The sequence below is a fragment of the Streptomyces bathyalis genome, from assembly GCF_015910445.1.
Classification (GTDB): Bacteria; Actinomycetota; Actinomycetes; order Streptomycetales; family Streptomycetaceae; genus Streptomyces; species Streptomyces bathyalis.
The window spans coordinates 2,049,722-2,062,329 of record NZ_CP048882.1; the positions used below are offsets into that span (position 1 = coordinate 2,049,722).

A 12,608-nucleotide genomic window follows, 5' to 3' on the forward strand; every position below is an offset into this window, starting at 1 on the left:
CCGCACCAAGGTGAGCCAATGATCGGTCGCATTCCCGTCCTCGACGTCCGGCCCCTCGTCGACTGCGGGCGCCACCCCGCCAAGGCCGTACCGGGCGAGACGTTCCAGGTCTCGGCCACCATCTTCCGCGAAGGGCACGACGCGCTCGGCGCCAACGTCGTGCTCCGTGACGCCACCGGCCGCCGCGGGCCCTGGACCCCGATGCGCGAACTCGCCCCCGGAACCGACCGCTGGGCGGCCGACATCACCCCCGACAGCGAGGGGAGATGGACCTACGCCATCGAGGCCTGGGGCGACCCCATCACCACCTGGAGACACCAGGCGAGGCTGAAGATCCCCGCCGGCATCGACACCGAAGCCGTGCTGGAGGAAGGCGCGATCCTGCACGAGCGGGCCGCCGCCGACGTCCCCAGGAGTGAGGGCAGGGACTGCGTCGCGGCCGTGGCGGACGCCCTGCGCACGCGGAGCCGCGGCGTCGCCGCACGCCTGTCGGCAGCGCTGACGCCGCAGGTGACGGGCGTGCTGGAGCGGTATCCGCTGCGCGAACTCGTCACCTCGACGCGTCCGCTTCCCCTTCAAGTCGAGCGCGAGCGCGCCCAGTTCGGGTCGTGGTACGAGTTCTTCCCGCGCTCCGAGGGCGCGCGGCTCCCGCAGGAGGAAGGCGAACCGCCCGTCTCCGGCACGTTCCGCACCGCGGCGGAACGGCTCGACGCGGTGGCGGCCATGGGGTTCGACGTCATCTACCTGCCGCCGGTGCATCCCATCGGCGACAACTTCCGCAAGGGGCCCAACAACGCGCTCTCCGCCGGGCCCCACGACGTGGGCTCGCCCTGGGCCGTGGGTTCGGCGGCCGGCGGCCACGACGCGCTGCACCCCGACCTTGGAACCGTGGAGGACTTCGAGTACTTCGTGGAGCGTGCCCGGTCCCTGGGCCTGGAGGTCGCGCTGGACTTCGCCCTGCAGTGCTCGCCGGACCATCCCTGGATCAAGGAGCATCCCGAGTGGTTCCGACACCGCCCGGACGGCACGATCGCGCACGCGGAGAACCCGCCGAAGAAGTACCAGGACATCGTTCCGCTCGCGTTCGACACGGACCCGGACGCCTACGCGTCGCTCGTCCGCGAGACCGTGCGCCTGCTCCGGCTGTGGATGGGCCGCGGCGTGCGCATCTTCCGCGTCGACAATCCGCACACCAAACCCGTGGGCTTCTGGGAGAAGGTCATCGGGGAGATCAACCGCTGCGATCCCGATGTCGTCTTCCTCGCCGAGGCGTTCACGCGTCCCGCGATGATGCACGCCCTCGCCAGGGCGGGCTTCCAGCAGTCCTACACGTACTTCACCTGGCGCAACACCAAGCAGGAGCTGACGGAGTATCTGACGGAACTCTCCGGCGAGGCCGCCGCGTACATGCGTCCGAACTTCTTCGTGAACACCCCCGACATCCTGCACGCGAGCCTCCAGGAGGGTGGCCGTCCCGTCTTCGAGACGAGGGCCGTGCTCGCGGCGACGCTCTCCCCTTCATGGGGCATGTACGCGGGCTACGAGCTGTGCGAGTCGAAGGCGGTGCGCCCCGGCAGCGAGGAGTACCTGGACTCGGAGAAGTACCAGCTGCGTCCGCGCGACTGGGCCGCCGCCGAGGAGTCCGGGCAGACGATCACGCCCCTGATCGGGCAGCTCAACCGGCTGCGGCGCAGCCATCCCGCTCTGCGCGGGCTGCGCTCGCTGACCTTCCACCACTGCGACAACGAGCAGGTCATCGCCTTCTCCAAGCACTGGACGGGGCAGGGGCAGCAGGGACAGCAGGACACGGACGCCGTCATCGTCGTGGTCAGTCTCGACCCGGCACGCACGCAGGAGGCGACGGTGACGCTGGAGGGAGACGACCTGCGCCGTTTCGGGCTCACCGAGGCACAGGCCGACGGGAGGGAGACCTTCCCGGTGCGGGACGAGCTCACCGGGAGGACGTACGAGTGGAGCACGAACAACTACGTGCGCCTGGCGCCGGGGGTCGACTTCGACGGTCCCCCCGCGGCGGCGCACATTCTCACGCTGGGGCCCGACCCGGGGGGTGTCTGACAAATCCCTCCCCCAGCTGCCGCTGGGCGGTGCCCCCAGCACGCACCAGCCACCGCGGAGCCCGCCCTGACGGGCGGACGACGCTCTTCGTCAGACACCCGCACCGATCCGAAGGGCACTCACCCATGACGACCGTGAACCTACCCGTGCACGACACGTTCGAGGACACGCCCGCCCAGGACCGCGACCCGGAGTGGTTCAAGCGGGCCGTCTTCTACGAAGTGCTCGTCCGCTCCTTCCACGACAGCAACGGCGACGGCATCGGAGACCTCAAGGGGCTCACCGCGAAGCTCGACTATCTCCAGTGGCTAGGCGTCGACTGCCTGTGGCTGCCCCCGTTCTTCAAGTCGCCGCTGCGCGACGGGGGTTACGACGTCTCCGACTACACCTCCGTGCTGCCGGAGTTCGGGGACCTGGCGGACTTCGTGGAGTTCACCGACTCGGCGCACCAGCGCGGCATGCGCGTCATCATCGACATGGTCATGAACCACACCAGTGACCAGCACCCGTGGTTCCAGGAGTCCCGGCACCACCCCGACGGGCCCTACGGCGACTACTACGTCTGGGACGACGAGGACACCCGCTACGCCGACGCGCGGATCATCTTCGTCGACACCGAGGCGTCCAACTGGACGTTCGACCCGGTGCGCAAGCAGTACTTCTTCCACCGCTTCTTCTCCCACCAGCCGGATCTGAACTACGAGAACCCGGCCGTTCAGGAGGAGATGATCTCCGCACTGCGCTTCTGGCTGGACCTGGGCGTGGACGGCTTCCGGCTGGACGCCGTGCCCTACCTGTACGCGGAGGAGGGCACCAACTGCGAGAACCTGCCCCGCTCGCACGGCTTCCTCAAGCGGGTGCGCGCCGAGATCGACGCCCACTACCCCGACACCGTGCTGCTCGCCGAGGCCAACCAGTGGCCGGAGGACGTCGTCGACTACTTCGGCGACTACGAAAAGGGCGGCGACGAGTGCCACATGGCCTTCCACTTCCCAGTCATGCCGCGCATCTTCATGGCGGTGCGCCGCGAATCGCGCTACCCCGTCTCGGAGATCCTCGCCAAGACGCCGCAGATCCCCTCCGGCTGCCAGTGGGGGATCTTCCTGCGCAACCACGACGAGCTGACGCTGGAGATGGTCACCGACGAGGAGCGCGACTACATGTACGCGGAGTACGCCAAGGACCCGCGCATGCGCGCCAACATCGGCATCCGCCGCCGCCTCGCCACGCTGCTGGACAACGACCGCGACCAGATCGAGCTGTTCACCGCTCTGCTCCTGTCGCTCCCCGGTTCGCCGATCCTCTACTACGGCGACGAGATCGGCATGGGCGACAACATCTGGCTCGGTGACAGGGACGCCGTACGTACGCCCATGCAGTGGACGCCGGACCGCAACGCGGGCTTCTCCTCCTGCGACCCGGGGCGGCTCTTCCTCCCCACGATCATGGACCCGGTCCACGGCTACCAGGTCACCAATGTCGAGGCGGCGATGACTTCGCCGAGCTCCCTTCTGCACTGGACGCGGCGGATGGTGGAGATCCGCAAGCAGAATCCGGCCTTCGGGCTGGGCACGTACACCGAACTGTCCTCGTCCAACCCGGCCGTGCTGGCGTTCCTGCGCGAGGTGCGGCTGCCGGACGGCGGCGACGACCTGGTGATGTGCGTGAACAACTTCTCCCGCTTCCCCCAGCCGACCGAACTGGACCTGCAGTTCTTCAACGGCCGCGTACCGGAGGAACTCATCGGCGGTGTGCGCTTCCCGCCGATCGGCGAACTGCCGTATCTGCTGACGCTGGGCGGTCACGGCTTCTACTGGTTCCGCCTGCGCAGGCAGACCTGACGGAGCAGGCATCCACCGGAGCGGAACCGGAAGGCCTGGGGGGCGGCCCCGGGCCTTCCGCACGTTCCGGGGGCGGGTGGCGCACTCGGCCGGCGGGTGAAGATCTCCGACACGGCCTGCACAACCAGACACAGAACATGACATTAAGCCACAATCTGCGTGCTTTTCGTGTACCCGGGGAAAGGACGCCAGACGTCATGTCGGAAAGTTCCTTGTCCCGCACGGCCCTTCGGACGGACGCCGTCCCCTGCGCCGGCGAACTGCTCGGCTCCCTGGCCCGGCCGCTCGCCGAATGGCTGCCCCGGCAGCGCTGGTTCGCCGGCAAGGACCGCGCGATCGGCGGTTTCGGTCTTCTCACCGCGACCTGGCTGCTGCCCTGCGACGGCCCGGGAGAGGCGCCCGGCCTGCTCCATCTGCTGCTGCGGGCACGGCACCACGGCGGCGACGCGCGGTCCGCCGACTGCTACCAACTGCTGCTCGGGGTGCGGGACGCCGCCTCTCCCCCGCCGCCGGAACTCGCCGCAGCCCTCATCGGCCGCCCCGACGGCGGACCCCTGCACGGCCGCGTCGTCTACGAAGCGCTGCACGACCCTCTGCTCGCGGGGCATCTGCTGCAACGGCTCGGCGCCCCCGCGCGGGTCGGACCGCTGCGCTTCCGGCGCGAGCCGGGGACCGCCGTGCCGATGGGACTCACGCCTCGGCCGCTGGCGGCGGACCAGTCCAACTCCTCGGTGGTGTACGGCGATCGGTACATCCTCAAGCTGTTCCGCCGCGTCGAACCCGGGATCAATCCCGATCTGGAACTGCCCCTCGCGCTCGCCCGGTACGGCTCGGGGCGGGTTCCCGCGCCCACGGCCTGGTTCGAGGCGGAGGCCGCTTCGGAGATCACGGGGACGGCGACGGCGCAGCCCCCCGGCGGAGGTTCCAGCGAGGAGTCCGGCCGCACTGCTGCCCCGCTGACGCTCGGCGTGCTGCAGCCGTTCCTGACCGGTTGCCGCGACGGATGGCAGCTGGCCCTGGACGCCCTCGCCGAGCGGCGCGACTTCACCTCCGAGGCCCGCGGCCTCGGCCGCGCCACCGCCGAAGTGCACACCGGACTCGCCGAGGCGCTGCCCGTCTGCGTGCTCGGCCGTGACGCCCTGGAGCGCACGGCCGAGGCCATGACGCGGCGGCTGGAGGCCGCCGGGCGCGCGGTTCCCGAGCTGCGCCCCTACCGGCCGGGGCTTCGTGACGCGTTCCGCGCGCTCGCCGAACTGGGACGCGAGGGTCACACCTGCCCCGCTCAGCGCGTACACGGTGATCTGCACCTGGGTCAGGTGCTCTCGGGGCCCGGAGGCCGGTGGTCGCTCATCGACTTCGAGGGAGAGCCGGCCCGGCCGCTTCCGGAACGGCGCGTGCCGCAGCCGGTCGTGCGCGACATCGCGGGGATGCTGCGTTCCTTCGACTACGCGGCGTGCCAGCGGCAGCCCGCGGAGCCGCGCTCCGCGTCGGGCCCGGCCGGGCCCGGTGACGACGGCTTCGCCCGGCGGTGGGCCGCCGCCAACCGGGACGCCTTCTGCGCCGGTTACGCCGAGGCCGCCGGGACGGACCCGCGCGAGGAGGCCACGCTGCTGCGCGCGTACGAGACCGACAAGACGGTCTACGAAGTGCTTTACGAAGCCCGGCACCGGCCCACTTGGCTGCACGTACCGATGTCCGCGATCCGCCGCCTCGCGGCCGCGCCCGTGCACCGGTAGGCGGAAGCCCGGGCTCCCGCTGCCCGGCATGCCGGCCCCGACCACGCAATCAGGAGGTTCCGACCGTGACCGTCCCTCAGTTGCCGCCCGACCCCACGGGGAAGGTCCGGCCGCCCGTGCCTGCCACCTTCCTGCCCGGCCGGGCCGACGGTCCTGCCGGGGACGCACGTTCGGGCTGGTCGCTGGCCGCCCTGACGGGCCCGCTGGCCAACCCGCCCGCCGGGCTCACCCCACCGGGCCGGGCCCGGCGCGGCAGGGAACGGAGGAGGCCGGCGCCATCGCCTCGGACGGCGGCGCTCGAGGCCGCGGGGCTGCAGGCCGCAGGACTCCAGGCCACCGCCGTGCCGCGGAGATCGGTGATGCCGCCCGCCGAGAATGCACGCCCTCCGCGGCGGGACGGCTCCGGCTTGGGCGCCGCAGCGCACCGCGCCGCGGCGACCCCGGCCCTGACCGGCGAGGACCGGGCCCGGCTCCTGGCCGGCGCGCACCCCGATCCGCACGCCCACCTGGGCCCCCGCTCCGTTCCCGGCGGTGCGGTCCGCTTCCGCGCGCTTCGCCCGTACGCGCGCTCCGTGACCGTCGTCGTCCCGGACGGCGACGGCGAACGCCGGGCCGAACTGCTCGACGAGGGCGACGGGTTCTTCGCCGGCGAGATGGCGGTTCCAGGCGACTCCGACGGCCGCGGCGGTCCGGACGGCGGCCGTATCCCCGAGTACGAGCTGCTGGTGCGGTACGGGCAGCGGCCCGGCGAGGACGAGACCCGCGTCGTCGATCCGTACGGATTCCCGCCCGCCGTGGGCGAGTTGGACCTCCGGCTCTTCTCCGAAGGCAGACATGAGGCGCTGTGGAGGATGCTCGGCGCCCGCACCATGACGCACTGCGGCGTGACCGGGACGCGGTTCACCGTGTGGGCGCCGAACGCGCGTGGCGTCCGCGTCGCCGGGGACTTCAACCGCTGGGACCCCACGGCGTCGCCGATGCGTTCGCTCGGCCCCTCAGGCGTGTGGGAGCTGTTCCTTCCCCACGTCGGTGAAGGCGCCCTGTACAAGTTCGACGTCGTACGGGACGACGGCTCACGCGAGCTGCACGCCGATCCGATGGCCCGTGCCACCGAGGTTCCGCCCGCCACGGCCTCGGTCGTCCACACCTCCACGTTCAGATGGAGCGACGGGGACTGGCTCGACCGCCGCGCCGCGGGCCGTCCGCATGCGGCGCCCCTGTCCGTCTACGAGGTCCATCTGCCCTCCTGGCACCCGGGACTGACCTACCGCGAGCTCGCCGTGCTGCTCCCCGCGTACGTGAAGGATCTGGGCTTCACGCACGTCGAGTTGATGCCGTGCGCGGAGCATCCGTTCGGCGGCTCGTGGGGCTACCAGGTCACCGGCTTCTACGCGCCGACCTCGCGCCTCGGGAGCCCGGACGACTTCAAGTACCTGGTCGACTCGCTGCACCGCGCGGGGATCGGGGTGCTCATGGACTGGGTGCCCGCGCACTTCCCCAAGGACGAGTGGGGGCTCGCACGCTTCGACGGCTCCTCGCTGTACGAGCACCCGGATCCGTCGCGGGCCGAGCATCCCGACTGGGGGACGCTGGAGTTCGACTTCGGGCGGCGCGAGGTGCGCGACTTCCTCGTCGGCAGCGCGGTCCACTGGTGCGAGGAGTTCCACATCGACGGTCTCCGCGTGGACGCCGTCGCCTCGATGCTCTACCTGGACTACTCGCGCGGGCCGGGCGAGTGGACGCCCAACTCCCGCGGCGGGCGCGAGAATCCGGACGCGGTCGCCCTGTTGCAGGAGATGAACGCCGCGCTCCACCGACGCTGCCCGGGAGTCATCACGGCGGCCGAGGAGTCCACGACCTGGGACGGGGTGACGCGCCCCACGGACCAGGTGGGCGAGGCCGGCTTCGGCGGCCTCGGCTTCGACTTCAAGTGGAACATGGGCTGGATGCACGACTCCCTCGGGTACATGCGGCTGGAGCCCGGTGAACGCACGTACCGGGGCGGCCAGTTGGCACGCGCCATGAGTTACGCCTACTCCGAGAACTTCATCCTGCCCGTGTCGCACGACGAGGTCGTGCACGGCAAGGGTTCGCTGGTGAGGAAGATGCCCGGCGACGCCCGGCAGCAGCGGGCGGACCACCGGGCGTTCCTCGGCTTCATGTGGGCGCACCCGGGCAAGCAACTGCTCTTCATGGGGCAGGAGTTCGCACAGGACACGGAGTGGTCCGAGGAACACGGCCCCGACTGGCGGCTGCTCGACTTCCCTTCACCCGGGGAGGAAGGGCACCGCGGCGTCCGGGACCTGGTGCGCGACCTCAACGCCCGCTACACGAGCACACCCGCACTGTGGCAGCTCGACACCGACCCGGCGGGCTTCGCCTGGGTCGCGGACGGCACCAGCGGCGCGGCCGGCCTGGGCGGTGAGAGCGTCTTCGCCTTCCTGCGATTCGACGCGGGAAGGGATCCGCTCCTGGCGGTGAGCAACTTCTCCTCCGTACCGGTGGATTCGTACCGGCTCGGCGTGCCGGACACGGACGGTGACGGCTGGCGCGAGGTCCTGAACACGGACGACGCGCGCTACGGCGGCAGCGGCACGGACAACCCCGGGACGCTGAAGTCCGAGGCGCACCAGGCTCACGGGTACCCCGCGTCGATCACGCCGGTGCTGCCCGCGCTCTCGACGCTCTGGTTCCGTCCCGCCTGACGAGGCGCGTACGGTGCCTGCGTCACGACGAGGCCCGCCCGGTACGTGGGTACCGGGCGGGCCTCGCTCGTGTCAGACGGGCGGAGCGGACGGTGTCAGCTGTCGCTCTTCGTCGTGGAGACGGACTGCGAGGAGTCGCCGGAGCGGGCCCCGGGCACATCCGCGTCCCCGTCCGCGCCACCCCGGCCGTCCGTGGTGCCGGTGTCCAGGAGCGAGGACTCGTCGAACGGCAGCTCGCCCGAGAGGACCTTCTGCACCCGCGTCCTGTCGATCTCCTTGGTCCAGGTGCCGACCAGGACCGTGGCCACCGAGTTGCCCGCGAAGTTCGTCAGGGCGCGGGCCTCGCTCATGAAGCGGTCGATGCCGACGATCAGGCCGACGCCGTCGAGCAGTTCGGGCCTGTGGGACTGGAGTCCGCCCGCGAGCGTGGCCAGTCCGGCACCGGTGACTCCGGCGGCGCCCTTGGACGCGACGAACATGAAGATCAGCAGGGAGATCTGCTGGCCGATCGTGAGCGGGTCGCCCATGGCCTCGGCGACGAAGATCGAGGCCATCGTCAGGTAGATCATCGTGCCGTCGAGGTTGAAGGAGTAGCCGGTCGGCACCGTGATGCCGACGACCGGCCTGCTGACGCCCATGTGCTCCATCTTCGCGATGAGCCGCGGCAGCGCGGACTCGGAGGAGGAGGTGGAGAGGATCAGCAGGAACTCGCGGGCCAGGTACCTGAACAGCGCGAGGATGTTGATCCCCGTGACCGCCTTCAGCAGCAGCCCCAGCACTCCGAAGATGAAGACGACACACGTGGCGTAGAAGCCGAACATGATGATCGCCAGGGACTTCAGTGCGTCGAGGCCGGTCTCCCCGACCACCGCCGCCATGGCGCCGAAGGCGCCCACCGGGGCCGCCCACATGACCATCGCCAGCACGCGGAAGACCAGTCGCTGGATGTGTCCGATGCCGCGGAGGATCGGCTCGCCCGAGGGGCCCATCGCCTGCAGCGCGAAGCCCACGAACAGGGCGATGAGAAGCGTCTGCAGGACCTCGCCCTCGGTGAAGGCCGACACCATCGTGGTGGGGATGATGCCGATGAGGAATTCGGCCGTCCCCTCGCTCGCGCCCTTCGCCTCGGCGGCGCCGGCGCTGCGAGCCTCCTCGGTCAGATGCAGACCGCTGCCCGGGTCGAGGAGGTTCCCGACGACCAGGCCGATGGTGAGGGCGACCAGGGACATCGCCAGGAAGTAGCCGAGCGCGAGACCGCCCACGGCTCCGACCTTCGCGGCCTTACGGACCGAGCCGACGCCCAGCACGATGGTCACGAAGATGACCGGCGAGATCATCATGGTGATGAGGGCGACGAAGCCCTCACCGAGCGGCTTCAGCTCCTTGGCCGCGTCGGGCGCGATGAGGCCGAAGGTCACGCCGAGCACGACGGCGCCGATCACGGCCAGGTACAGGTAGTGCGTTCGGTCCCGCCTCGTCCGCTCCGGCGGCGCCGTCGGCGTGGGCGGCGGTGTCTGCTGGGACACGTCGGGCTCCTCGTTCTGCGTTGTCACTGCTGCGGCTCGGACCCGGGGGCCGGGATGCAGGCCATGTCCGGGTCCCGGTGACTATGCATCGCCGCGTGACGCCCGTCACGCTTGCGTGCATTACGTGCACCGAATTCCCACGAGGCAGACTGGCCGCATGCGCACTCCCCGTACACCCCGGCCTCCCCGCAGCCTGGCCGGCCAGCTCTTCGCGATGCAGGTCGTGCTGGTGGCGGTCGTCGTAGCGGGGTGCGCGGTCTTCGGATACGTCACGGACCGTATGCAGGCGGAGGAGTCGGCACGCCACCGCTCGTCGGCGACGGCCGGCGCGATCGCCCGCTCCCCGTCCGTACGGGAGGCGATCCGCACCCCCCGCCCGAGCGAGGAGCTGCAACCGTACGCGGAGAAGGTCCGCCGCGACACCGGTGTCACCTTCGTGACCATCATGAACACCGAGGGCATCCGCTGGACCCACCCGAATCCCGAGCGGATCGGGGGCCGCTTCGTCGGGCACATCGGCCAGGCGGTGAAGGGGCGCAGCTTCAGCGAGACCTACACCGGGACGCTCGGCCCGTCGGTGCGCGTGGTGACGCCGATCTGGGACGACGGCCGTGTGGTCGGGCTGGTCAGCGCGGGCATAGCCGTGGACACGATCACCGAGCAGCTGCGCCGTCAGGTCATACTGCTCCTCGGAGTGGCGGCGGGCGCGCTCGCACTCGGCGGGATCGGCACGTACGTGATCAACGCGCGGCTGAGGCGCCACACGCACGGCATGAACGCGGCGGAGCTGAGCCGCATGCACGACTACCACCAGGCGACGCTGCACGCGGTGCGCGAGGGACTGCTGATGCTGGACGGACAGAAGCGGGTCGCCCTCGTCAACGACGGTGCGCGGGAGCTGCTCGGGCTGCGGGGCGTGCGGAACGGCTCGGGTGACGGCGGGGCCGAGCGCGAAGACGGCGGCGACGAGCCCGAGGTGCTGGGCCGCAGCGTGGCGGAACTCGGTCTGCCCAGAGCGCTGACGGGCGCACTGCTCGCCTCGGAGCCCCGCGTGGACGAAGTGCACCTCACCGAGGACCGCGTGGTCGTCGTCAACACCTCACCGGTGGACGGCGGTGAGCAGCGGGGCACGGTCGTGACCCTGCGGGATCACACCGAACTGCAGTCGCTGACTGGCGAGTTGGACTCGGTGCGCGGCTTCGCGGAAGCCTTGAGGTCGCAGGCGCACGAGTCCGCGAACCGGCTGCACACCGTCATCTCCCTGATCGAGCTGGGCCGTACGGACGAGGCCGTGGAGTTCGCCACCGAGGAGCTGGAGCTGGCGCAGGCCCTCACGGACGAGGTGGTCGCGGCCGTCGCGGAACCGGTGCTGGCAGCGCTGCTGCTCGGCAAGGCGGCGCAGGCGAACGAACGCGGCGTCGAACTGTCGCTGAGCCCCGACAGCCACATCGACGACGGTCTGCTGCCGGCCAGCCTCCCGCACCGCGACGTGATCACCGTGCTGGGGAATCTGATCGACAACGCGGTCGACGCGGCCGCCGGTTCGCCCGCGGGGCAGGGCACGTCCCGCGTGGGCGTCAGCGTGCGCGGCGAGCGCGACGGGACGGGCAGCACGGCACTGCTGCTGAAGGTCACCGACAGCGGACCCGGCATCGCTCCGGACGACATCGAGTCGGTCTTCGAACGCGGCTGGTCCACCAAGGGCACGAAAGTGCCGCGGACGGACGGCGGTTCAGGGCCCTCCGCCGGGTACGGCGAACGGGAGAACGGCAACGGCGCGAGCGGCCGGGGCCCACGCGGCCTCGGTCTGGCCCTCGTGCGGCAGGCGGTGCGACGTCACGGCGGCACCGTGGATGTGGGGACGACCGCGCAGGGCGGCGCGGAGTTCGCGGTGCGGCTCCCTCTACCGCGGGACGAGCGGTGAGCGGGACGGGTGCGGCGGCACCGCCCGTCCAGGTCCTGGTCGTCGAGGACGATCCGGTGACCGCGGACGCCCACGCGCTCTACGTCTCCCGCGTCCCCGGCTTCGCCGTCGCCGGCGTCGCGCATTCGCGGGCCGAGGCGCTGCGCGTGCTGGAGCGCACTCCCGTCGACCTGATCCTGCTCGACCTGTACCTCCCGGACGGTCACGGCCTGGCGCTGCTGCGGTCTCTGCGCGCCGCCGGACGCACGACCGACGTCTTCGCGGTGACCTCGGCACGCGATCTGACCGTCATCAGGGAGGGCGTATCCCTCGGCGTCGTGCAGCACGTTCTGAAGCCCTTCACCTTTCCGACGCTGCGCGAACGGCTGCGCCGCTACGCGGAGTTCCGCAGCACGACGGCGACCTCGGACGGCGAGGCGGGCAGCCAGGCCGAGGTGGACAGAGCGCTGTCGGGGCTGCGCGCCGCACCCGGATCCGCCGCGCTGCCGAAGGGGTTGAGCGAAGCGACGCTGGAGGCGGTGACGCGGGCGCTGCGTGAGGCGGGCGACGCGGGGCTCTCGGCCGGCGCGGCGGCGGAAGCGCTGGGCGTCAACAGGATCACGGCACGGCGCTATCTGGAGCATCTGGTCGAGGACGGCCGCGCGGACCGCAAGCCGCAGTACGGGCACGTCGGACGCCCGGAGTTGTGCTACCGCTGGCGCGGCTGAAGCATCGCGGACCGAACGAGGAACCGTACGGGCGGCCACTGCCCGGAGATCGACTGGAACCTTTCCTTACTTTTCTATTGTCTGGACCAATGC

The 12,608-nt window shown here is 71.1% G+C and carries 7 protein-coding genes; 6 read left to right on the forward strand and 1 reads right to left on the reverse strand.

Annotation, left to right across the window (positions count from 1 at the left end; all coding sequences use genetic code 11):
- Positions 1-18 precede the first annotated feature (18 nt).
- From G4Z16_RS08760 to glgB, 4 genes are all read left to right on the forward strand, one after another.
- The gene (locus tag G4Z16_RS08760) at positions 19-2,076 is read left to right on the forward strand and encodes an alpha-1,4-glucan--maltose-1-phosphate maltosyltransferase (protein ID WP_197350286.1); all 2,058 of its coding nucleotides are present in this window, start codon (positions 19-21) and stop codon (positions 2,074-2,076) included.
- Positions 2,077-2,201: 125 nt separating this feature from the next.
- Entirely contained in the window at positions 2,202-3,917 is a 1,716-nt protein-coding gene (treS, locus tag G4Z16_RS08765; protein ID WP_197350287.1) for a maltose alpha-D-glucosyltransferase, read from the forward strand.
- Positions 3,918-4,114: 197 nt separating this feature from the next.
- The gene (locus G4Z16_RS08770; RefSeq protein ID WP_197350289.1) at positions 4,115-5,653 is read left to right on the forward strand and encodes a maltokinase N-terminal cap-like domain-containing protein; all 1,539 of its coding nucleotides are present in this window, start codon (positions 4,115-4,117) and stop codon (positions 5,651-5,653) included.
- Between the two features lie 359 nt (positions 5,654-6,012).
- Positions 6,013-8,358 carry a 1,4-alpha-glucan branching protein GlgB gene (glgB, locus tag G4Z16_RS08775; RefSeq protein WP_197354263.1) on the forward strand — a complete coding sequence of 782 codons (2,346 nt, stop codon included), beginning with the start codon at positions 6,013-6,015 and terminating at the stop codon, positions 8,356-8,358.
- A 95-nt stretch (positions 8,359-8,453) separates the two neighbouring features.
- On the opposite strand, the gene G4Z16_RS08780 is transcribed toward glgB, so the two are convergent.
- Positions 8,454-9,884 carry a cation:dicarboxylate symporter family transporter gene (locus G4Z16_RS08780; protein WP_197350291.1) on the reverse strand — a complete coding sequence of 477 codons (1,431 nt, stop codon included), beginning with the start codon at positions 9,882-9,884 and terminating at the stop codon, positions 8,454-8,456.
- A 157-nt stretch (positions 9,885-10,041) separates the two neighbouring features.
- On the opposite strand from G4Z16_RS08780, the gene G4Z16_RS08785 reads away from it, so the two are divergent.
- Positions 10,042-11,808 carry an ATP-binding protein gene (locus G4Z16_RS08785; RefSeq protein WP_197350293.1) on the forward strand — a complete coding sequence of 589 codons (1,767 nt, stop codon included), beginning with the start codon at positions 10,042-10,044 and terminating at the stop codon, positions 11,806-11,808.
- The gene (locus tag G4Z16_RS08790; protein WP_197350295.1) at positions 11,805-12,515 is read left to right on the forward strand and encodes a response regulator; all 711 of its coding nucleotides are present in this window, start codon (positions 11,805-11,807) and stop codon (positions 12,513-12,515) included. Before G4Z16_RS08785 ends, G4Z16_RS08790 begins: the two co-directional genes overlap by 4 nt.
- Positions 12,516-12,608 lie beyond the last annotated feature (93 nt).